The organism is Bradyrhizobium sp. Pha-3, from assembly GCF_042258615.1.
GTDB lineage: Bacteria > Pseudomonadota > Alphaproteobacteria > Rhizobiales > Xanthobacteraceae > Bradyrhizobium.
Window position 1 is genome coordinate 1,723,442 of record NZ_CP170152.1, and the last position, 20,722, is coordinate 1,744,163.

The following is a 20,722-nucleotide window of genomic DNA, read 5'->3' on the forward strand; positions in this document are numbered from 1 at the left end:
CACGATTGCTCTTGCAACGAGGATGCGTGGCGGCCGCCATCTGGCTGATGGCGGCTCCGCAATCGGCGCGCGCTGAAGACCAGACGTCTGTGCCGCAGCGACCCGCCATCATGTTCAACCGGTGGCAGGAGGACTGGTCGGTGCTCGCCGATCCGCGTGTCCCGCGCCAGCCGTTCGACGAATTCAAGTATATTCCGCTGTCCGATGTTGATCCTTACACCTACCTCTCGTTCGGTGCGGACACGCGTGAGCGGTTCGAAGGCAACAACGCGGCCGGGTTCGGTACCGGTGCAAACCGCAACCAGGACTACGTCATCAGCCGCAACGAATTCCACGCTGACCTTCGGATCGCCTCGCAGATACAGGGGTTCGTGCAGTTCCAGAGCGATTTCGCGCCCTGGAAGACCCAGCTGACGCCTGTCGATCAGAACCGACTCGATCTCGAACTGGCGTTCATTGCCCTGACGGAGCCTGTCGGCGACGGAACGCTGAAGGTGCGCGTGGGGCGCCAGCAATTCTCGTTCGATCTGGCGCGATTTGTGTCGGTTCGAGACGGTCCGAACGTCCGCCAGTCCTTCGATGCGGGTTGGCTCGACTACGAGAGCGGGGCATGGCGGTTCATCACCTTCTACAGCCATCCAGTACAGACCCAGGACCAGCGGGTCTTCGACGATTATAGCAGCAGCAAGCAGACCTTCGGTGGCGCGAGACTTGAGTACAAGTTCTCGGATTCGATGAATGTCGCGGGCTACTACGCAAACTTTACTCAGGCCGACGTGCGCTTTCCGAATGCGGCGGGCAATGAGCAGCGTGACGTCTTCGATGTCCATTTCAACGGCAAACTCAATCAGTGGGATTGGGACATCGAGGCGATGAATCAGACCGGCAGCATCGGGAGCCGCCCGATCGAGGCCTGGGCCTTCGGCTCCCTTGCCGGCTATACCTTTGCAGATGTGAAGTGGAGCCCTCGCGTCGGTATCCAACTGGATGCCGCCTCCGGCGATGGCCACACGGGTGGACGGTTCGGGACGTTCAATCCGCTATTTCCAAACGGCTATTATGTCGCGCTCGCTGGATATACCGGTTATGTCAATTTCATCCACCTCAAACCTTCGCTGACGTTGCATCTCACCTCTTCGCTCAAGATCATGCTCGCCGCGGCGGCCCAGTGGCGTGAAAACACGGCGGATGCGGTCTATACCCAGCCCGACATACCCATCCCTAATACCGCCGGTCGGCCGGGTGCATACACCGGCAGCTATGGGCAGGTTCGGCTGGACTGGACGATCGATCGTGCAACTTCGTTCGCGGTGGAAGCCGTCCATTTCGCGGTCGGCAATGCGTTGCGGAGTGCGGGGGCGCATGATTCCAACTATCTTGGTGTCGAGATCAAGCGTGGATGGTAGCCCGGCGAAGACAAAGGTGAGCTTCCCAGAGCGATGCTTCAGTGCAGGCGAATGGCGAAGGCACCAGAGAGGCCAGTCACTTCGAACTGCAAGGCAGCCGCCGGGAGCCGGCCATGCTGCGCAGCGCGGCAAGTCGCGCCTCCAGCGAGCCTGGAAGCAGGTGGTGCCAACGTGGATTGAACGGGGAACCGCAAGGAGGTTCTTGCCGCTCGTCGCGGCAGCGGTTTGCTTTGATGCGGCCAAGGCGTCTGATGCGGAGGGCGGGACAGACGCGAGACCTGCCATCCAGGCAAATCGATGGGTTGAGGATTGGTCGGTGCTCGCCGATCCGAAGTTGCGGACCGAAACGTTCGACGGGCTCAAATACATTCCGCTGTGGGCCACGGACCCGAAGAGCTACATCTCACTTGGAGCCACGCTGCGTGAGCGCTTCGAGTCCAACAGCGCGGCGGCATTCGGGACCAGCAACAGCCATGCGGACAGCTATCTGTTGCAGCGGCTTCAGGTCCATGCCGACGTGCATTTCGACGAGAACTGGCGGGCGTTCGTCCAGCTCGAGGACGATCGCGCTTTCGACAAGCAGAACGTCTCCTCGGTCGACCAGGACCGTCTCGATCTGCGGCTGGCATTCATCGAGTATGTCAACACCACTGCGGCGGGCACCTTCAAGGCGCGCGCCGGACGTCAGGATTTTGCGTTCGACCTGCAGCGTTTCGTGTCGTCGCGGGACGGACCGAACGTGCGCCAATCCTTCGATGCGATCTGGGCCGATTGGGAGAGCGGCGCCTGGCGCATCCTCGGCTTCGTCAGCCGTCCCGTGCAATATCTTGACGTGCGTCCCTTCGACGACACGTCGAATGACCGCTTCAAGTTCAGCACCCTGCGCGTCGAGCGGAAGGTGTTCGGAAACGACGAGCTGTCCGGCTATTATTCACTCTATGAGCGCACTGACGCCAAATATCTCGACGCGCGTGGCGACGAGCAGCGGCATGTCCTGGACGTGCGGTTCGCGGGCAAGGGCGCCGGGTTCGATTGGGATCTCGAGGCTATGGGACAGGCCGGTCGGGTCGGTACGACGGACGTCCGGGCATGGGCGGTCGGCGCGCGAACCGGCTACACTTTTTCCGATGTGACGTGGCAGCCTCGCATCGGCCTGCAGTTCGACGCCGCGTCGGGCGACCGCCACCCCAGAGACGGTGTGGTCGAGACCTTCAATCCGCTGTTTCCGAACGGCTACTACTTCTCGCTCGGCGGCTACACGGGGTACACCAATCTTATCCATCTCAAGCCGGCGATCTTCGTCAATCCGACGGATCGGCTGAAAGTCATGGCGGCGGTTGCCTTCCAGTGGCGCCGGACGACGGCTGATGCGATCTATGTCCAGCCCAATGTTCCGGTTGCCGGCACCGCCGGAACCGGCAGCGCATGGACGGGGGCTTACGGGCAGTTGCGCCTCGACTACACCTTCAACGATCATCTCACCGGCGCGATCGAAGCGGTACACTTTGCCGTCGGCAACACGATCCTCGGCGCCGGTGGGCACACGAGCAATTATCTCGGTGTCCAACTCCAGTACGGCTGGTAGCATGTCAAAGACCATTTCCCTTCTCGCACTGCTGATGAGCCTCAACGCAGGCTTCGTCGATACGGCCGGCTTCCTCGCCCTTCAGGGACTGTTCACCGCGCATGTCACCGGTAACTTCGTCACCTTCGGTGCCGCCATCGTGCTCGGGACGTCCGGGGCGCTGGCAAAGCTGCTTGCGCTTCCCGTTTTCTGCTTGGTCGTGATCGTCACGAGGATCTTCAGCTTCTACCTCCCCGTCATGGGACTGCCGATCCTCCGCTCGATGCTGGCGATCAAGACCCTGCTTCTCGCCATAGGTGGTGCTGCGGCCGTCCATTTCGGGCCGTTCGTGCAGGGAGACAGCTGGCAGGCGATCGTCACCGGAATGCTACTCGTTGCCGCGATGGCCATTCAGAACGCGGCGCATCGCATCCATATGGGGACCGACCCGCCCAGCACCCTGATGACGGGAACGACGACCCAGATCATGATCGACATCGCTGACGTCCTGCGGCGCGCACCGGTCTCGGTTCTGACCGTTGCCAGGCCCCGCTTGGGCAAGATGTCGGCGAGTGTGGCTGCGTTCGCGTTGGGGTGCGCGGCGGGCGCCTGCCTTTATGCCAAGTTCAGCACCTGGTGCTTCGTCCTGCCCCCGCTTCTCGCGTTGCCGGCGGTGTTTCTTGCGGGTGCCGAGCCCGCGCCGGAAAAGAAGGCCTAGCGTTCGATGAGTTCAGCCGAGGCGTTCCAGACTATCCTTCTGCTGCTCATGATCGCCGTCGTGCTCGACACGGTGGCTCGTCGCTTGCGCCTGCCGTCCGCGTCGGTGCTGGTACTGGCCGGCATCGTGCTGGCCCTGGTTCCGGGACTTCCCGAAGTGGAATTCGACCCGGACTTCGTCATGGTGCTGTTTTTGCCGCCGCTCTTGCTCTCGGGCGCCTACTTCACGGTGTGGCCCGACTTTCGCGCCAATCTCAGGATCATCCTGCAATTGGCGGTCGGGGCCGTCGTGTTGACGACCCTGCTGGTCGGTGTCGTGACGCATTTCTTCTTCCCTGCATTGCCCTGGGCGGCGTGTTTTGCGCTTGGCGCAATCGTTTCGCCGCCCGACGCGGTCGCGGCGCGGGCTGTGCTCGACCATCTCAACGTGCCGCCGCGCATCGCTGTCCTGCTCGAAGGCGAAAGTCTCATCAACGACGCATCTGGCCTCGTTCTCTTTCGTTTCGCAGTCGCCGCCGCCCTGACCGGCGCCTTCAGCGCGGAGGCGGCCGCGGCAAGCTTCGTCTATGTTTCGGCCGTGGGCATCGGTATCGGTCTCGCGCTCGGCTGGATATGCGCCTTCGTCGCGGGAAGATTGACCGACGCCAGGTTGACCGTGGTCTGGACCTTCCTGTCCGCCTGGGCCGCCTATCTGCTGGCCGATCGCCTGCACGTGTCGGGGGTGCTTTCGACGGTTGCATGCGGGCTGGTCCTCGGACGTCTGCAGCACAAGGCCTTGAGCGCAGCGTCCCGCGTGCAGGCGCTGGCGGTGTGGTCCGTCGTGACCTTCGTGATGGAGGTCCTGGTCTTCGTATTGGTGGGGTTGGCGCTCCGCGGTGTCCTCCACCGCTTCGGTTCGGATTGGGGGATCGTGCGTACGCTTGCGCCGGCAGCCGCGACGATCTTTGCAGTGATGGTGCTCGCCCGGTTCGCGTGGATTTTCCCGACTGCCTACATTCCGCGAGCGCTGATCCCGTCGCTCCGCGCGCGGGATCCCTATCCACCGCTGGCCGTTCCGTTGGTGATGAGCTGGGCCGGGATGCGCGGGGTCGTCAGTCTCGCCGCGGCATTGTCGTTGCCGGAGCATTTTCCGGGCCGCGACATCATCCTGTTCGTGACCTTCTGTGTCGTCGCCGCGACCATCGTCGTCCTGGGACTGACGCTTGGTCCGGTGGCGAAGACGCTGACGGGGAAAGAGTTCCTGCTCCGCGGAGAGGAGACGTTGTCGGAAGAGGTGCTCCGGGCCGAAATCGCCCGAGCGCAATTCGATGCGATCCGCGCGCATTCTGTCGGGGCCGCGGGCGAGCACGCGCACCCGCGACTCGTCGAACAATACGGACATCGCCTTGCGGTCGCCGAGGATCATGCCCTCGCCAAGGGAGTCCATGAGGAACGCAGGCTTCAGCACTACCGTGCCGTATTGATCGCGGTGGAAGCCGGCCGCGACAAGCTTCTGGAGCTCTTCAACGCCGGGCGCATTCACGACAGCGTCATGCACAGGCTGGAGGGAGAGCTCGATCAAGAGGAGCTTTTTGCGGCGCGTGTGGTCGAGCTGATCGAAGTTGACTGACGCGCGCGCCCCAGCAATCGAGCCGAACTGCCGGAGTGACAGTTCGGCTCGGATCAAGCTAGGCGACCTGAGCGTCAACGCTGGCGATCCAATCGCGGGCCAGATCGACGTCCGCTTGCGAAAGCTGGTGACCGGCCGGCAGGGTCGTGAGGGTCACCTTGGCTCCGGCGTCCGCGAGCATTGCCGACAGTCTGGCCGCGTTGCTGGCCGGAACGATCGGGTCCGCTTGCCCAGAAAGGATGAGCACCGGTTTGCCGTCGAGCTTGGCTTTGGGCGGGTCCGACAGCGGCACCATCGCCCGAAGCAGCACCGCGCCGGCGAGCACCTCCGGCTTCATCAGAACCAGCGCGGCCGCGATGTTCGCGCCGTTGGAAAATCCCACCGCGACCGGCGCCGCGATGCCGTGGCGTCGCCCTGCGTCTTCGACGAATGCACCAAGCTCGAGCGCGCGCTTGCGCACGTCCTGTTCGTCGAACACGCCCTCCGCGAGGCGGCGGAAGAAGCGCGGCATGCCGTGTTCGAGCACGCGGCCGCGTGGCGAGAGCAGCGCCGAACCCGGCGATATCATGGCGCCGAGTTGCAGCAGATCGTTCTCGTCGCCGCCGGTGCCGTGCAGGAGCAGCAGCGGCGGCGCGTCAACCTTGCCGGCTTTCTCAAAACGATAGACGAATGAGGCGGTCTCCGTCACGACACGGCTCCTTCCAGCTTCGGCAAGACGCCCTCGATCTCCTTGCGATGTGACTCGAGGAAGCCCGGCAGCTTCAGTGCGTGCCCCAGCGTCTCCACCGGCTCATCGACGGCAAAGCCCGGGATGTCGGTCGCGATCTCGAACAGCACGCCGCCGGGTTCACGAAAGTAGATCGAGCGGAAGTAGTTGCGGTCCTTCTGTTCGGTCGGATGCAGTCCGTGATTGTCCACGAGCCGCTGCGCCATTCTGGCCTGCTCGGCGTCGTCGGCCGCGCGGAACGCGATATGGTGCACGGAACCGCCGCCCTGATGACCGCGCAGGAATCCCTTCGCCTCATAGATGTCGACGACGCTGCCGTTGACGTCACCAGCCGCCTTGTAGCGGATCACGGAGCCCTCTCGGGCCGTCTCCTTGAAGCCGAACACGTCAGTCAGGACCGCCGCGGTTTTCGCGGCATTGTCGAGCAGCAGCGTCACGCCGTGAAAGCCGCGGATCGCGTGCTCGACCGGAACGTCGCCATTGCTCCAGGCCGGCTCGTCTTCGGCGCCCGGCACGCCGACGAGCGCCAGCGCCATGCCGTCCGGATCCGTGAACGGCAGCACCGATTCTCCGAAACGCTTTTCCAGCGCTTCGTAATGGATGCCCTTTTCAAGGAAGCGTTGCGTCCAGTAGCCGAGCGAGCGTTGCGGCACGCGGAAGGCGGTCTGGTGGGTTTCGCCGACGCCCCGCCGTCCGGGAGGAACACCCTGCCAGGGAAAGAACGTCAGGATCGTGCCGGGCCGGCCGGTCTCGTCGCCATAGTAGAAGTGATAGGTGGCCGGATCGTCGAAATTGACGGTCCGCTTGACGAACCGCAGGCCGAGATCCCGCGTGTAGAAGCCGAAATTCCTGATGGGGTCACCGGCGATGGCGGTGACATGATGAAGTCCTGACATGTTTGCCTCCAGCTCGAATGAGCAACTTCGTTTCGCGGATACATATCGGATGGCTTTGTTCTGAGGACAATTCATGCTTTAATGGCATCTATGTCTACGATTTGGCGACAATCGAGGGGGTGATGGACAAGCTGGCGAGCCTGAGAGCCTTCGTGAAGGTCGTCGAAAACGGCAGCTTCGCCGAGGCCGGCCGCCAGATGCGGCTCTCGCGGTCGGCGATCAGCAAATATGTCGGCGATCTCGAGGAGAGCCTCGGGGTGCAATTGCTGAACCGCACCACCCGCCACGCGAGCCCGACCGAAAACGGCCAGATGTATTTCGAGCGAGCCGTCGTCATCCTTTCGGATGTCGATGCGGCGGATCAGGCGGTCACCCAGTTGCAATCGGCGCCGCGCGGCCTGTTGCGCGTCAATGCGCCGATGTCGTTCGGCACCATACGCCTCGGGCCCGCGCTCGCCGATTTCATGACGAAGTATCCAGACCTTCAGATTCAACTCGTGCTGAGTGACGATCTTCTCGATCCTGTTCAGGATGGCTTCGACGTGACGTTGCGCATTGCCGAACTGGAATCCTCGAGCCTGATCGCGCGCAAGATTGTCCCCGTCCCGCGGCGGGTCTGCGCATCGCCCGACTACCTGAAGCGTCATGGTACGCCGCTCCATCCGCAGGATCTGCGCGATCACGTCTCGCTGACCTACGGCTTTCTGCTGACGGGCAATCAATGGAAGCTGACGGGCAGCGACGGCGTCCACTGGATCCAGCCGGCATGGTCGCTGTGCGTCAACAACGCGGAGGTGCTGCGCGACGTGACGGTCAAGGGCAAGGGCATCGCGCTGATACCGGAGTTCATCGCGGCGGACGCCCTGAAGAACGGCAGCCTCCAGGCCGTCCTTGCGAACTATTCGGCCCCGCCGCTCACCCTTTACGCGGTGTATCCGCCCACGCGACATCTTGCCGTCAAGGTCCGCCTGTTCATCGATTTCCTAGTCGACCGGTTCGGGTCGGACGCCGGCTGAGCGCGCTAATCCGTGTTCCTTTCGCGCGACCAGCGATTGCCGAGCGCAAGGCCGTATTGGTAGAGGGCGTTGCCATAGTCCAGCTGCAGCCGTTCGGTCGATTGCAGCGCGACGTCGACATTCGCGCGGGCCGATTGCAACGCGCGTGCGAGAACCGAGGCCTCGTAAGCCGCTTTGGCGGTCCCTCCGGCGGTGTGAGGCCGCACCACGAAAGCTGCGTCGCCGGTCAGCAGGACGCGGCCGAACAGGGTTTTCGGCACCGTCACGTCGAGGATGCTCTGAAGGAACGGATCCGGGGTCTCCGAGACCAGCGCGGCCATCTTCGGATGGATCTCGCGCAAGGCGCGTGCCCTCAGATCGGCAACGGCTTTTGCCGATGCCGAGCCGCGCGGAAGCGAGGATCGATGCCGCGTGCCATCCTTGTCGGTCAGCACATTCGCGAGTTCGGCGGCACCGACATGCACATACCAGACCCAGTTGAGACGACGCGACCCGGGCGCCACGGCCCCGTCGGGTCCCGGGATGAAATACGCCAGCATGTGGCCACCGTTGCGGGCTTCCGAGAAGGTGAAACGATCATCGAAGAATGGGAATAGATCGGAAGGCACGTTTCGTTCGTCGAGCGTGCCTCTCCAGGCAACATAACCGGCGTATCGCGCCTCGATGTCAGGAAGCATTTGACGCCGGACCGCCGAGCCCGAACCGTCCGCGGCCACGAACAGATCGCTTTCCACGATGGAGCCGTCGCCAAGGGTCGCCGCGACCTTGGAGCCTGCCTGTGACACCACCGTCACCGCGGAGCCGGCCCGATAGCATTCATCGGGAACGGCTGCCCGCAGCGCCTTGTGGATGGCTTCCCAGGAGGTGAACTCCTGCGGCATGTCCTGGAGAACGCCATCGCCGCCGTCCGGGTCGAGATAGCGCCGGCCGCGGCAGGTCGTGAAAGGGAGCGGACCTGCATTGTTGTCCTCGAGCAACTGGATCAGTTCGCGCTGGACGACGATCCCGGCGCCTCGGGCCAGCATCGGACCCGGCACGCGCTCGTGCACGGTGACGGTCGCGCCCAATTTTCGAAGGGTGATTGCGTTGCAAAGCCCGGCGACCGATCCGCCGCTGATCGTCACCCTGAAATCATGATCGGCATGCCAGCTCATCGGCTTCTCTCCTTTTTCTGTTTCGACAACCGGCTGGCTCACGCAAGGTGCGCACCCAGCTCGCGGCCGGATGCGGCGACCACGGCGCCTGCCTGTATGCGTTCCCGGCCGTATTGCTGGAGCGCCTCGCCGAGCGGTGCCGATGCAAGGTGCTTTCGCAGCGCCATGGCGTCAGCCGCCGCCTTTGCGATGCCCATCCCCGTATGCGGCCGAACGACGAACGCCGCGTCTCCCACCAGCGCAATCCGTCGCGAGATCATTCGCGCTGTTTCGTAGTCGAAGATCCCCTGCACGAATGGCTGGGGCGTCGCTTCGACCGCCGCAGCGAAGGAGCGCGGCAGCAATCGTTTGGCGTCCGCGACGAGCTCGTCGCGGGCGTGTGCGGAGACCGCGCCCGGAGGCAGCGAGTATGGGTGGATGCGGTCCTCGCGGTCGGTGAGCACGTCATCTCGCGCCGTCGACCCGATCGCCGGCCGATACCAGACCCAATTGTATCTGCGATCCCCGCTCTCGGTTTCGCCGTTCGGTCCGGGGACCAGGAAGCCGATCACATGGGAATGCGGCATCCGGAAATATGCGAAGCGCTCGAGGAGGTCGCTGGCCGCGAAGCCCGGCAGGTCGCGTTCCGGCAACAGGCCGCGCCACCCGACATAGCCCGCGTAGACGTTGGCCGCGCCCTGGCCGTCGACCGCGGCGCGCGCGACGGACGCGATGCCGTCCGCGCCAATGACGAGATCGGCGGCCGTCTCACTTCCGTCGCTGAAGCTGATGACGACGCGATCGGCCTCCTCGCGAAGATGTTCGACCTTTCGATCGAGCACATATGACTGGTCCGCGATGTGCTTTCGAAACACGCGATAGATCGAGTCCCACGATAGTTGCATCTGGGGCGGCATCTTCTGATCGATGGTCGGACCCGTCTCGCCGAATATGATCCGTTCCCGCGCGACCACCCCGACGCGCGCGAAATGCTCGCACCCGGCCGCGCGCAGAACGGCAAAGGTCTCGCGCTTCCCCAGCAGGCCGGCGCCGCGCCCTTCGAGCCCATGGACCGATCGCTCGTAGACCGTGACGTCGTGTCCATCCTGGGTCAGCAGCGTTGCAGCGAACAATCCTGCAAGGGAGCCTCCGATGACCGCGATCCGCATGCCTTGTGATCTCCAAATGGGTCCGTTCGACCTCGGGACGTCAGTGATGCGCTGCGTTCCGGCCGAACAGCGTAGGCAACTGCAAGAGCAGGCCGGCGGTCGCCAGTGCGGCTCCGTAGCCGCAAACACCGAGCCACGAGGCGTGCGCATAGGCCCAGCTCGCGCCGAGGGATCCAAGCGATCCGCCGATGAACATGGCGGTCATGAAAACCGTGTTCAGCCTGCTTCGTGCCTCGGGGCGGAGCGCGAAAATCAGGTGCTGGTTGGCAACCAGCGCCGCGTTCACTCCGACGTCGAGCAGCACCACTCCGATGCTCAATCCGGCGATGCTGTTCCAGCCCCCGAACACCGCCCAGGAGGACAACGAGATCGCGGCGGCGATCGCGATCACGAGATGAGGGCCGCGCTTGTCGGCTGTGCGGCCGGCGAGCGGCGCAGCCAGGATCCCCGACGCGCCGATGACGCCAAACAGGCCGGCGATCTCGGGGCCGAAGCCAAACGCCGGCTCTTGCAGATGCAGGGACAAGACGGTCCAGAAGGCGATGAAGGAGGCGAACAGCATCGATTGTGTCGCAGCGGCGAGGCGAAGCGCCGGCTCCTCGATCAGCAAATGCACCAGCGAATGCAGCGCGGACCCGTATCCCAGGCTCTGTGTCGGATGATGGCGGGGCAGGGTCGTGCGGACCAGTGCGGCGGCGCCGAGCGCCAAAGGCACGCCGAGCCAAAACATCTCGCGCCATCCGAAATGCGATCCGACGAAGCCGGCTATCGTGCGGCTGAGAAGGATTCCGCCGAGGATTCCGCTGACGACCATTCCGACCGCGGCACCCCGCGTCTTGTCGTCGGCGAGCGTTGCGGCGAACGGGACGATCTGCTGCGCCACCGTGGCCGCTACGCCCAGCACCAGCGAGGCTGCGATCAACGCGAGCGTGGTTGGTGCAACAGCAGCGAAAGCGAGTGCTGCCGCCAGAACGACGAATTGCGCGGCGATAAGGCGCCGCCTCTCCACGAGATCGCCCAACGGGACCAGCAGGAGGAGACCGACTGCGTAGCCAAACTGCGTGGCCGTGGGTATCAGGCCGATCGCCGAGGAGCTCGGATAATTCGCTTCGATCAGGCCGAGCAGCGGCTGATTGTAATAGATGTTCGCGACCGCGATGCCCGCACAAACCGCCATGGCAAACGTGCGCGCGCGGGTGAGTTCAGGGACCCGTTGATCCGTGCTGAGAGCAGACGTCGACATGGCCGCAATCCTCGCTGGTCGGCGCGCAGCTTCAATTCGCTGCGTCCGCCGCTTGACTTGAAACACGATCGGCAGTTAATTATCAATTGATAAATAACAAGTCCGTCCAAAATGAATGGCCGTCATGTGCCGCTGGCTGCGCAGCGCGCGCTCCGGCTGAGAGAGCTTGCATGGCACCTTACGTGGCTGGTCTGCGAACGTATTGGACTGAATGCGCATGCTTTGGACTGGCTTTTGAGCCGCAGGCGCATCGCGACGTCGTGACCACGGCGTCGACGAAGTGCCCAGCGATCGTGCCTGCCGGCCGAGCAGGCGGCCGAGGCCGATGCTCCGCACCGTCGGGACCTCATCGGGAGATTGTTCAAGGGCCGCATCAAACTGAAAAGATGACGCCTGCGGCGAACTGATATGGCGTTTCCATTCAGGAAGGGAAGGCGATGAAGCTCAGGTCAGTTCTGCTCGCGCTGCTTGCCGTCGGGGCGATCGGTGGAACGGGGGCGCTTCTCTACGCCTGGGAATCGTCGATTGATCCGATCGATCCGCGATCAGCCAGGGCGACCGATACTGTGATGGTGCGTCGTGGCGCAAGCCTCGCGCTGCTTGGCGACTGTGCCACCTGTCACACGGCGACCGGCGGAACGCCCTACGCTGGCGGACTTGCGATGCCGACGCCGTTCGGCACGATCTACTCCACCAACATCACGCCCGATCCGGAGACCGGCATCGGCCGGTGGTCGGAGCAGGCGTTCGTTCGCGCCTTGCGGTCCGGCGTGGATCGCGAAGGCCGTCACCTTTATCCGGCGTTCCCGTACGACCACTTCACGCGCGTGTCGGACGATGATGCGAACGCATTGTATGCCTTTCTGATGTCGCTCGACCCGGTCAGGTCGTCGGCGCCGCCAAACGGACTTCCGTTTCCGCTCAATATTCGCCTGACGCTCGCGGGCTGGAAGCTGCTGTTTCTGCATCAGGAGCGCTTCGTCGCCGACCCGTCGAAGGATGCGAAGTGGAACAGGGGGAAGTATCTGGTCGACGGGCTCGGGCACTGCGGCGCCTGCCATTCTCCCCGAAACCTGATGGGAGCAGAAGAGATCTCGGCGAGTTTCCAGGGCGGCGTGGCCGAAGGCTGGCGTGCCTACGCGCTCGGTCGAAGCTCACCGTCGCCGGTCCCGTGGGATGAGGCGGCCCTGACGGATTATCTCGCACATGGCTCGCATCCCATGCATGGCACGGCTCAAGGTCCGATGGCGAACGTGACTGACAATCTGTCCCAGGTCGATCCCGCTGACGTCAGTGCAATGGCCTATTATCTGGCCTCGCTCGGCAAGGGCGAAGCACGGACAAACGCAAAGATCCTCGTTCCCAAGGGGCCGGGACAATTGCCGCAGGCGGCCGGCGTGCAAGTTGCGACGCCGTCCCTCCAGTCCGGCCCGGGCGGAGCGATCTACGGTGTCGTTTGCGCATCATGCCATGAGGGCGGCAGACCTTTGCCGCTAGGGGGCGTTGGCCTTGCTCTCTCCACGGCTCTTGCCGACGACACACCGGCCAATCTGATCAATCTGGTGGTGCGGGGAATACCCGCATCCACCGATGGCTCGACGCATCCGATCATGCCCGGCTTCGGCGATGTTCTCGACGACCGGCAGATCTCCGATCTCGCCAACCACCTGCGCACGCAGTTCGCCGGCAAGACCCAGTGGGACGGGGTCGCCAAGGCGGTCGCGGACGCAAGAGCCAACCGGTGAGCCGGCAAGAGAACAATGAGCAGAAGGGTCGCTGACGCGCCATGACAACGTTGACCGTTAACGGCGAGAGCCGATCCATCAAGGCGAGCCCGGACACGCCGCTGCTCTATGTTCTGCGGGACGAACTCGGACTGAACGCTGCAAAGTATGGATGTGGCCTCGGCCAGTGCGGCGCGTGCACCGTGATCGTCGACGGCAAGGCCATCTTCTCCTGCATCACGCCGGTAATGGTGCTGGAAGGGCGGGCGATCGTCACGCTGGAAGGGCTTGGGAGCCAGACAGCGCCGGGCCCGTTGCAGCGGGCCTTCATCGCCGAGCAGGCGGCGCAGTGCGGCTATTGCATTCCCGGCATGATGATGCGCGCGCAGGCGCTGCTCAATCGTGATCCTGATGTGACCGATGAGGCGATCAGGGCCGAACTGCAGCCTCACCTCTGTCGATGTGGAACACATATGCGCATCCTGCGTGCGGTCCGGCGTGCCGCCGATGAGATGACGCCGAAGACTGCCGACGTGAGGACAGAACGATGACACATGCTGTCTCGCGGCGCGCCGTATTGGCGGGCGCCGGGGCGCTGCTCGTCGCATTCCGGCTCGCCGGAGTGCATGCGCAGACCGAAACCGGCACCGGTGGAGGCCCCTCGAAGCACGGTCTTCCCGGAAGCCTCGACGACACACCGAAGATCGACGCTTGGATCCGGATCGATGCGTCGGGCGCGGTCACGATCCTCACGGGAAAGGCCGAGCTTGGCCAGGGCCTCAAGACGGCGCTGCTCCAGGTCGCGGCCGAGGAGCTCAAGGTGCCGTTCGACCGGTTGTCGCTCGTCACGGCAGATACCGCACGGACGCCGAATGAAGGCTATACGGCCGCAAGCCATTCGATGCAGGACTCCGGCACCGCAATTCGGCATGCAGCGGCGCAGGCGCGCGAGATCCTTCGTGACGAGGCCGCCCGCAGGCTTGGCGTGGCGGCGGCCTCGCTCCAGGTCCGCAACGGCGCGGTGTTCGGCCCGCACGGCGCACGCCTGGCCTATGGCGAACTGGTTCGCGATCAACTGCTATCTGTGCAAGCGAGCCCAACGTCGCGTCTGACCTCTCCGGCAGACTTCACGGTGATGAATCAGCCGGTTTTGCGGATCGATATACCAGCCAAGGTGACGGGCGGTAGCGCCTATGTCCAGGATCTGCGCCCCGAGGGGATGCTGCATGGTCGTGTCGTCCGTCCACCGAGCTACGGGGCAACCTTGCGCGATCTCGATATCGCGCCTGTCGAGCGTATGAACGGCATCGCCAAGGTCGTGCGCGACGGCAATTTTCTCGGCGTGATCGCAGACCGGGAGTGGACCGCCGTTCAGGGAATGCGAACGCTCGCTGCGACCACGACCTGGATCGAGCAGCAGGCTCTGCCCGATAGCGCGGACTTGGCTGGTGCCCTGATCAACCTGCCTTCGCGCGACACGACGATTCACGACGAGGGACGTCCGGGCAAGCCGGGAATTGCCGTCGAAGCGAGCTTCAGCCGGCCCTATCTCACCCACGGTTCGATCGGGCCATCTTGCGCGATTGCACAGTTCGCGGACGGGAAGCTCACCGTTTGGACGCACACGCAGGGCGTCTTCTTCCTTCGCGATGCGATTGCCGGCATGCTGCGCATGCCCATTGAAAACGTTCGCTGCATCCATGCGGAAGGCGCGGGTTGCTATGGCCACAATGGCGCCGACGACGCCGCGGCCGATGCAGCGATGCTTGCCGTCGCGATGCCCGGCCGGCCGATCAGGGTGCAGCTGATGCGTGAACAGGAGCACGCCTGGGATCCGTTCGGACCTGGCATGGTGGTCAAGCTCCGCGCCGCGGTCGGGCCGGACGGGGTGATCGCGGATTGGCACCACGAGGTCTGGAGCCAGTCGCATATGATGCGGCCCGGGCCTCCGGGAACGCTCACCGCCGCTCGACTGAAGTCCGACGCATCTCCACCCGCGCCGCCGGTTGCGCTGGCGCAGCCCGAGGGCGGCGGCGACCGTAACGCGATTCCGCTCTATGCGATCGCGAACTGCAAGGTGATCAGTCATTTCCTGCCCGACATGCCCTTGCGTGGCTCCTCCATGCGCTCACTGGGTGGTTACCTCAACGTGCTTTCGATCGAGAGCATGTTTGACGAACTGGCGGCGCGCTCGGGGCAGGATCCCGTCACGTTCCGGCTTCGCCACACGGTCGATCCCCGCGCGCGTGACGCCATCGAAACGGCGGCAACGCGCTTCGGCTGGGCGCCGCGGGTCAAGCGTTCCGACAACACCGGATTCGGCTTAGGCTTTGCACGTTACAAGAACCTCGAAGCCTGGTGCGCGGTGGCCGTCGAGATCGAGGTCGTGCGCCTCAGCGGCGCCGTTCGCGTCCGCCGTGTCGTGGCGGCGGTGGATACGGGGCAGGTCGTGAATCCGGACGGTGTCCGCAACCAGATCGAGGGCGGCATCCTGCAATCGATCAGCTGGACGCTGTTCGAGCGCGTGACGTTCGATCGCACCCGCGTCACGTCGGTGGATTGGTCAGCCTATCCGATCATGCGGTTCGACAGCGTTCCGGGCGCGGTTGACGTTCACCTGATAGATCGGCCCGGCGATGGCTTCTATGGCGTTGCCGAGGCCGCGCAAGGGCCGACGGGAGCTGCGATCGCGAACGCGATCAGGGATGCAACCGGCGTGCGGATGCATGACCTTCCGTTCAGTCCTGCCCGTATCAGGAAGGCGATCGGCGCGTAATTGGTGGGAGCGATATCTAGGCCATCGCTTTCGCCGGGAGGACGAAGCGAACGCCGCCCAGGAACGTCGTCACCTTTGCATCGATGATCGAATTGACGTCGGTTTCCAGGGGCATCGAGTAGATGAACTTGCGAACCCCGAGATAGAAGATCGCGGCGTGCAAGCCCCATATCATCTCGACTTCGAGATCGGTGGTCGGCAGCTCATCGGTCGAGGGACGTCCGTACTCGATCCTGATCTCCTCGATCACTCTTTCGAACGCTCGTTCGCGCAGCATCTTGAGATAACGGGCGTTCAGCCCGAGGTCCTTGAGGCCCGCGAACATGAACAGGCGGATCCATTCGTAGGTGAGGATGACCTCGGCGTATTCGCGATAGAACTGGATCAGCCTGGCCTTGAGGGGGACCGAGCGATCGGTGATGATCTTCTCCCAGGACGGTTTCCAGCGCCCGACGAAGACTTCCTGATAGACCCGCTCGATAAGGGCTTCCTTGCTTGGAAAATAGCGATAGAGCAGGGGCTGCGTGATGCGCAGCCGCTTTGCGAGTTCGCGGGTCTGCCCTTCGAACCCGTGCTCGGCGAAGAACGACACGGCTTCTCGCGCGATGATGGCTTCCCGCTCGGACGGGTCCAGCCTCTGCTGCTCTCGGATCGGCGTCGGAAGACGCGCTCGTCTGGCTTGCTTCACGCCTGATTCGTCGGTTTGAGGATACTTCAGCACCCTCATACACCGATTTGCTGCCGGAGCCGATCGCAGCAAGCGGCCATCACTTTTTGTTTATCAATTGATAAATAACTCTTGACTCGAGCCCGGCGTCGCGCCAGTTATTGATCAGCTGATAAATAAGCAGCGAAACGCTGCATCACCGATCACCTAAAGGAGGATGCTCATGAGCGACGACCGCTGGACGCGTGGAGTGCCGCCGAAGGCGCTTGTCATCGGCGGATCAATGGCCGGGCTGTTCGCTGCGTTGCTGTTGCGGCGGGAAGGCTGGGACGTCGATGTCTACGAGCGTATCGGCGCCGAGCTCGCGGGGCGAGGCGCTGGCATCGTCACGCATTCGGAATTGTTCGACGTCTTGGGCCGGGCCGGCATCGATACCGCGGCCGCGGCGGTAGGGGTCGTCGTTCCGGGGCGTCGCGTGCTGGACCACGGCGGCCGGATCGCAGGCGAGCTCGGGTTGCGGCAAGTGCTCACATCCTGGGGGCGTCTCTATGGGCTCCTGAAGGCGGCGCTGCCGGCCGAGCACTACCATCACGGCAAGAACCTCGAGGGTGTCACGGAATTCGGCGACCGGGTGGTGGCGCGCTTTTCCGACGGCACCGAAGCGTCGGGAGATCTGCTGGTCGGCGCCGACGGCATATTCTCGAGTGTCAGGGCGCAACTTGCGACAGAGGTCCAGCCCAAATATGCCGGCTATGTCGCCTGGCGGGGCCTCGTCAACGAGCGGGACCTGTCGGCCCGGACGCGGGCGGAATTGTGCGACTGGTTCGCCTTTAGTCTCCCTCCCGGGGAGCAGATGCTCGGCTATCCCGTTGCCGGCGCCAACGAAGAGATGGATGTCGGCGAGCGCCGCTTCAATTTCGTCTGGTATCGCCCGGCCGACGCCGACCACGGATTGGCGGATCTGCTGACAGACATCGATGGTGTCAGGCAGCCATTGTCGATTCCGCCGACCAGGATTCGATCCGATGTGATTGCCGCGATGCGTCGGGACGCGGAGCGGCTGTTGGCGCCGCAATTCGCCGAGGTCGTTCACCTCACGTCCCAGCCGTTCATCCAAGCCATCCTGGATCTCGAGACGCCGCGCATGGCGCTCGGAACCCGCACCGTCATCCTCGGCGATGCTGCGTTCGTGGCGAGGCCCCATGTCGGCATGGGCGTGACGAAAGCCGCGGCGGATGCGGCGGCTCTGGTCGATGCGTTGCGGGCCCATCCGGCGGATACGCCGGCGGCGCTCGCGAAGTTCGAGTCGGCCCGACTTCCGTTCGGGGCCGCAGTCGTCCGGCGCGCCCGCCATCTCGGCGCGTACATGCAGGCGCAAATCGCCACGGCCGAAGAACGGGCGATGGCAGAGCAGCATCGCAGCCCCGAGGCAGTGATGGCGGAGACTGCAGTGGCAACCGGCATTGCCGCCTAGCGAATTCAACGGAGGGAGGACAATCACCAATGGACCTGCAAACCATCCAGCAGCATCCGACGTTCAGACAGCTTGTGAGCGAGCGCACACGCCTTGGCGTTGCGATGTCGATCGTCATGGCTGCTGCCTACTTCGCCTACATCCTGACCATCGCGTTCTGGCCGCGGCTGCTCGGGTATCCGCTGTGGAGCAGCACGGTGATCACCTGGGGCGTGTTGATCGGCGTCGGCCTGATCGCGCTCGGCTTCCTGCTTACGGCGGTCTACGTGCGGCGCGCCAATTCCCGTTTCGACAGCCTCAGTCAGCTTCTTCTGGAGGATCTCCGATGACGTCACGTCCGGCTTGCGCAGCCTTGTTTGCAACTGCGTTCGTCCTGCTTTCCGGGCCTGCGGCGGCCGATGCACTGACATCGGCGACAGGCACGCGGCAACCGTTGAACGCGACGGCGATCGCCATGTTCCTCGGCTTCGTCGCCATCAGTCTTGGCATCACATGGTGGGCTGCGCGGCGTGGTACGAGCACGGCCAAGGACTTCTACGCCGCCGGCGGCGGACTCAAGGGTGTCCAGAACGGGCTCGCGATCGCCGGCGATTACACGTCGGCTGCGACATTCCTGGGTGTCACGGCGCTCGTCTATACCTCGGGCTACGACGGCATGATCTATGCGATCGGCTTCCTCGTCGGCTTTCCGATGATCCTGTTCCTGATTGCCGAGCCGCTGCGCAATCTCGGCCGCTACACCTTTGCCGACGTCGCGGCATATCGGCTGGCCGAAGTCCCGGTGAGGGCGGTCGCGGGCGTCAACACGCTCGTGATCGTGGTCTTCTATCTGATCGCCCAGCTGGTGGGGGCCGGCAAGCTGATCCAGCTGTTGTTCGGGCTTCCCTACATCTATGCGGTCGGCATCGTCGGCGTGCTGATGATGATCTATGTGACGGTCGGAGGCATGCTCGCGACGACCTGGGTGCAGATCATCAAGGCTGTCCTGCTGATGTCAGGCTCGGTCCTGATGTCGATCCTGATCCTGGGGCACTTCGGCTTCAGTCTGGAGGCGCTTTTCCGCGCAGCCGTGACATTGCATCCGAAGGCCGACGCCATCATGGCGCCCGGCGGGCTTGTCAAGGATCCGGTATCCGCGATCTCCCTCGGACTAGCCCTGATTTTCGGTACGGCCGGGTTGCCGCACATCCTGATGCGTTTCTTCACCGTGAGCGATGCCCGCCAGGCGCGCACATCGGTGCTGGTCGCGACCGGCTTCATCTCGATCTTCTACAGCCTGTTGTTCGTGCTCGGCTTCGGCGCGATCGCGATCGTTTCGGCCAACCCGCAGTTTCGGGATGCGTCGGGCGGCCTCGTTGGCGGCGTCAACATGGTGGCTCTGCATCTGGCCGATGCCGTCGGCGGATCGCTGCTGCTCGGGTTCATCTCGGCGGTGGCGTTCGCGACGATCCTCGCTGTCGTATCGGGGCTGACGCTCGCGGGAGCCTCGGCGGCGAGCCACGACCTCTATGCCCGCGTGATCCGCAGGGGCCGTGCGAGCGAGCATGAGGAAGTGCTCGTCTCGAAGGCTGCCGCGGTTGCGATCAGCCTGATTGCGATGGGTCTGGGTGTCCTGTTCGAGAACCAGAATATCGCATTCATGGTCGGACTGGTGTTTGCGATCGCGGCGAGCGCGAACTTCCCGGTGATCCTTCTCTCGATCGTCTGGCCTGACCTGACGACGCGCGGCGCCGTGAGCGGTTCGCTCGCCGGCCTGCTGGCATCGGTGGGACTGGTCGCCCTCAGCCCGGGCGTATGGACCGCGACGTTGAAGCTCGGATCCGCACCGTTCCCATACGACAATCCCGCCCTGGTCTCGGTTCCTCTCGCCTTCGCCGTATCGTGGGCGGTGTCGGTGCTGGACCGCAGTGCGGCGGCGGCTTCTGTTCGCGCATCGTTCGGTGCGCAGCATGTTCGTGCCCAGACCGGGCTCGGCGTCGAGTAACGCAGCATGGATCATTCATCCCAAGGAGGCACAACAATGAGCACCGATGCGATCGAAACGGGGAGGGCGGCGTGGCCTGACGCCATTCGCAAGGAGTTCGATATCAACCAGCTCAATGGGCAGGTCGGGACGCGGCTCCTGTCCGAAACCGGGCGCGTGCGCGTCTGGGAAATCCGACTTGCGCCGGGTGAGCGCATCGGATTCCATCGCCACGTGCTGGACTACTTCTGGACCGCGGTAACGCCGGGCCGGGCGCAGTCACATGCGGAGGACGGGACGATCGTCGAAGCCGTCTACTCGGCCGGGGAGACGCATCACTTCGTCTATGGAAAGGGTGAATACAAGATCCACGACCTCGAAAACGTCGGCGATACCGACTTGTGGTTCACCACGGTTGAATTCCTCGACAGCGCCAATGCGCCCTTGGAGCTTAGCCGCAAGCGCGAGGGCGAAACTTCCTCCGAACCGGGCGATGGCCGACGCGCGCGATGACGCATCTTCAATGATTGCGTCCATGCAACGCGCGAATGGCGCCGAACTCCTTGCCTATGCCCTTCAACTCCAGGACCGCTAGCCCGGCGTCGTGGGGGTTACCATGGCTGGCCTCGCTCAGGCAT

Annotated in this window: 18 protein-coding genes; 12 read left to right on the top strand and 6 right to left on the bottom strand. The window is 64.0% G+C overall.

From position 1 onward, the window contains the following. Positions 1-26 precede the first annotated feature (26 nt). The 4 genes from ACE10Z_RS08070 to ACE10Z_RS08085 all read left to right on the top strand — a co-directional run bounded on the left by ACE10Z_RS08070 (position 27) and on the right by ACE10Z_RS08085 (position 5,296). A complete protein-coding gene (locus ACE10Z_RS08070) occupies positions 27-1,406 on the top strand; it encodes an alginate export family protein (RefSeq protein ID WP_375787448.1) in 1,380 nt (459 codons plus the stop codon). A gap of 202 nt (positions 1,407-1,608) precedes the next feature. Continuing rightward, entirely contained in the window at positions 1,609-2,991 is a 1,383-nt protein-coding gene (locus ACE10Z_RS08075; protein ID WP_375787449.1) for an alginate export family protein, read from the top strand. Position 2,992: 1 nt separating this feature from the next. Beyond that, positions 2,993-3,688, top strand: a complete 696-nt coding sequence (locus ACE10Z_RS08080) for a YoaK family protein (protein ID WP_375787450.1) — start codon at positions 2,993-2,995, stop codon at positions 3,686-3,688. Positions 3,689-3,694: 6 nt separating this feature from the next. Then, the gene (locus tag ACE10Z_RS08085) at positions 3,695-5,296 is read left to right on the top strand and encodes a Na+/H+ antiporter (protein WP_375787451.1); all 1,602 of its coding nucleotides are present in this window, start codon (positions 3,695-3,697) and stop codon (positions 5,294-5,296) included. Between the two features lie 58 nt (positions 5,297-5,354). Here the strand turns inward: ACE10Z_RS08085 and ACE10Z_RS08090 are convergent, their stop codons facing one another. Both ACE10Z_RS08090 and ACE10Z_RS08095 read right to left on the bottom strand, forming a co-directional pair. Beyond that, positions 5,355-5,984 carry an alpha/beta hydrolase gene (locus tag ACE10Z_RS08090; RefSeq protein WP_375787452.1) on the bottom strand — a complete coding sequence of 210 codons (630 nt, stop codon included), beginning with the start codon at positions 5,982-5,984 and terminating at the stop codon, positions 5,355-5,357. After that, positions 5,981-6,919, bottom strand: a complete 939-nt coding sequence (locus ACE10Z_RS08095; protein WP_375787453.1) for a ring-cleaving dioxygenase — start codon at positions 6,917-6,919, stop codon at positions 5,981-5,983. The genes ACE10Z_RS08090 and ACE10Z_RS08095 overlap by 4 nt, the downstream gene beginning before the upstream one ends. 122 nt (positions 6,920-7,041) lie before the next feature. Here ACE10Z_RS08095 and ACE10Z_RS08100 point away from each other — a divergent pair, with 122 nt between their 5' ends. Further along, positions 7,042-7,935 (top strand): LysR substrate-binding domain-containing protein, encoded by an 894-nt coding sequence (locus ACE10Z_RS08100; protein WP_375787454.1) that lies wholly within the window; start codon positions 7,042-7,044, stop codon positions 7,933-7,935. 5 nt (positions 7,936-7,940) lie between these two features. Here ACE10Z_RS08100 and ACE10Z_RS08105 read toward each other — a convergent pair whose 3' ends face one another. From ACE10Z_RS08105 to ACE10Z_RS08115, 3 genes are read right to left on the bottom strand one after another with little or no spacing between them, the layout of a single operon-like run. Beyond that, positions 7,941-9,089, bottom strand: coding sequence for a hypothetical protein (locus ACE10Z_RS08105; protein WP_375787455.1), 1,149 nt, complete (start codon positions 9,087-9,089; stop codon positions 7,941-7,943). A 38-nt stretch (positions 9,090-9,127) separates the two neighbouring features. Further along, positions 9,128-10,237 carry an FAD-dependent monooxygenase gene (locus ACE10Z_RS08110; RefSeq protein WP_375787456.1) on the bottom strand — a complete coding sequence of 370 codons (1,110 nt, stop codon included), beginning with the start codon at positions 10,235-10,237 and terminating at the stop codon, positions 9,128-9,130. A 40-nt stretch (positions 10,238-10,277) separates the two neighbouring features. Further along, positions 10,278-11,480: an MFS transporter gene (locus ACE10Z_RS08115; protein ID WP_375787457.1), complete on the bottom strand. Its 1,203-nt coding sequence runs from the start codon at positions 11,478-11,480 to the stop codon at positions 10,278-10,280. Positions 11,481-11,917: 437 nt separating this feature from the next. Between ACE10Z_RS08115 and ACE10Z_RS08120 the strand changes: the two genes are divergently transcribed. Genes ACE10Z_RS08120 through ACE10Z_RS08130 form a run of 3 tightly spaced genes read left to right on the top strand, consistent with a single transcriptional unit; the run spans position 11,918 to position 15,980 of the window. After that, positions 11,918-13,225 carry a c-type cytochrome gene (locus tag ACE10Z_RS08120; RefSeq protein ID WP_375787458.1) on the top strand — a complete coding sequence of 436 codons (1,308 nt, stop codon included), beginning with the start codon at positions 11,918-11,920 and terminating at the stop codon, positions 13,223-13,225. A gap of 41 nt (positions 13,226-13,266) precedes the next feature. Continuing rightward, complete coding sequence (locus ACE10Z_RS08125) at positions 13,267-13,755, top strand: (2Fe-2S)-binding protein (protein WP_375787459.1); 489 nt, start codon at positions 13,267-13,269, stop codon at positions 13,753-13,755. Further along, positions 13,752-15,980, top strand: a complete 2,229-nt coding sequence (locus tag ACE10Z_RS08130; protein ID WP_375787460.1) for a molybdopterin cofactor-binding domain-containing protein — start codon at positions 13,752-13,754, stop codon at positions 15,978-15,980. Before ACE10Z_RS08125 ends, ACE10Z_RS08130 begins: the two co-directional genes overlap by 4 nt. Positions 15,981-15,996: 16 nt before the next feature. Here the strand turns inward: ACE10Z_RS08130 and ACE10Z_RS08135 are convergent, their stop codons facing one another. Further along, entirely contained in the window at positions 15,997-16,668 is a 672-nt protein-coding gene (locus ACE10Z_RS08135; protein ID WP_375787461.1) for a TetR/AcrR family transcriptional regulator, read from the bottom strand. Positions 16,669-16,870: 202 nt separating this feature from the next. Between ACE10Z_RS08135 and ACE10Z_RS08140 the strand changes: the two genes are divergently transcribed. Genes ACE10Z_RS08140 through ACE10Z_RS08155 form a run of 4 tightly spaced genes read left to right on the top strand, consistent with a single transcriptional unit; the run spans position 16,871 to position 20,597 of the window. Continuing rightward, entirely contained in the window at positions 16,871-18,121 is a 1,251-nt protein-coding gene (locus ACE10Z_RS08140) for an FAD binding domain-containing protein (RefSeq protein WP_375787462.1), read from the top strand. Positions 18,122-18,150: 29 nt separating this feature from the next. After that, positions 18,151-18,450 carry a DUF485 domain-containing protein gene (locus ACE10Z_RS08145; RefSeq protein ID WP_375787463.1) on the top strand — a complete coding sequence of 100 codons (300 nt, stop codon included), beginning with the start codon at positions 18,151-18,153 and terminating at the stop codon, positions 18,448-18,450. Beyond that, positions 18,447-20,105, top strand: a complete 1,659-nt coding sequence (actP, locus tag ACE10Z_RS08150) for a cation/acetate symporter ActP (RefSeq protein ID WP_375787464.1) — start codon at positions 18,447-18,449, stop codon at positions 20,103-20,105. The genes ACE10Z_RS08145 and actP overlap by 4 nt, the downstream gene beginning before the upstream one ends. Before the next feature lie 36 nt (positions 20,106-20,141). Beyond that, positions 20,142-20,597, top strand: a complete 456-nt coding sequence (locus ACE10Z_RS08155) for a hypothetical protein (RefSeq protein ID WP_375787465.1) — start codon at positions 20,142-20,144, stop codon at positions 20,595-20,597. The last annotated feature ends 125 nt before the right edge of the window (positions 20,598-20,722 follow it).

What these genes read in the sequence shown, in the direction of transcription:
- ACE10Z_RS08080 (WP_375787450.1), top strand. Translation starts at nt 2,993, where the DNA reads ATGTCAAAGACCATTTCCCTTCTCGCACTGCTGATGAGCCTCAACGCA.
- ACE10Z_RS08085 (WP_375787451.1), top strand. Translation starts at nt 3,695, where the DNA reads ATGAGTTCAGCCGAGGCGTTCCAGACTATCCTTCTGCTGCTCATGATC.
- ACE10Z_RS08095 (WP_375787453.1), bottom strand. Translation starts at nt 6,919, where the DNA reads ATGTCAGGACTTCATCATGTCACCGCCATCGCCGGTGACCCCATCAGG.
- ACE10Z_RS08100 (WP_375787454.1), top strand. Translation starts at nt 7,042, where the DNA reads ATGGACAAGCTGGCGAGCCTGAGAGCCTTCGTGAAGGTCGTCGAAAAC.
- ACE10Z_RS08105 (WP_375787455.1), bottom strand. Translation starts at nt 9,089, where the DNA reads ATGAGCTGGCATGCCGATCATGATTTCAGGGTGACGATCAGCGGCGGA.
- ACE10Z_RS08110 (WP_375787456.1), bottom strand. Translation starts at nt 10,237, where the DNA reads ATGCGGATCGCGGTCATCGGAGGCTCCCTTGCAGGATTGTTCGCTGCA.
- ACE10Z_RS08115 (WP_375787457.1), bottom strand. Translation starts at nt 11,480, where the DNA reads ATGTCGACGTCTGCTCTCAGCACGGATCAACGGGTCCCTGAACTCACC.
- ACE10Z_RS08120 (WP_375787458.1), top strand. Translation starts at nt 11,918, where the DNA reads ATGAAGCTCAGGTCAGTTCTGCTCGCGCTGCTTGCCGTCGGGGCGATC.
- ACE10Z_RS08125 (WP_375787459.1), top strand. Translation starts at nt 13,267, where the DNA reads ATGACAACGTTGACCGTTAACGGCGAGAGCCGATCCATCAAGGCGAGC.
- ACE10Z_RS08130 (WP_375787460.1), top strand. Translation starts at nt 13,752, where the DNA reads ATGACACATGCTGTCTCGCGGCGCGCCGTATTGGCGGGCGCCGGGGCG.
- ACE10Z_RS08140 (WP_375787462.1), top strand. Translation starts at nt 16,871, where the DNA reads ATGAGCGACGACCGCTGGACGCGTGGAGTGCCGCCGAAGGCGCTTGTC.
- ACE10Z_RS08145 (WP_375787463.1), top strand. Translation starts at nt 18,151, where the DNA reads ATGGACCTGCAAACCATCCAGCAGCATCCGACGTTCAGACAGCTTGTG.
- actP (WP_375787464.1), top strand. Translation starts at nt 18,447, where the DNA reads ATGACGTCACGTCCGGCTTGCGCAGCCTTGTTTGCAACTGCGTTCGTC.
- ACE10Z_RS08155 (WP_375787465.1), top strand. Translation starts at nt 20,142, where the DNA reads ATGAGCACCGATGCGATCGAAACGGGGAGGGCGGCGTGGCCTGACGCC.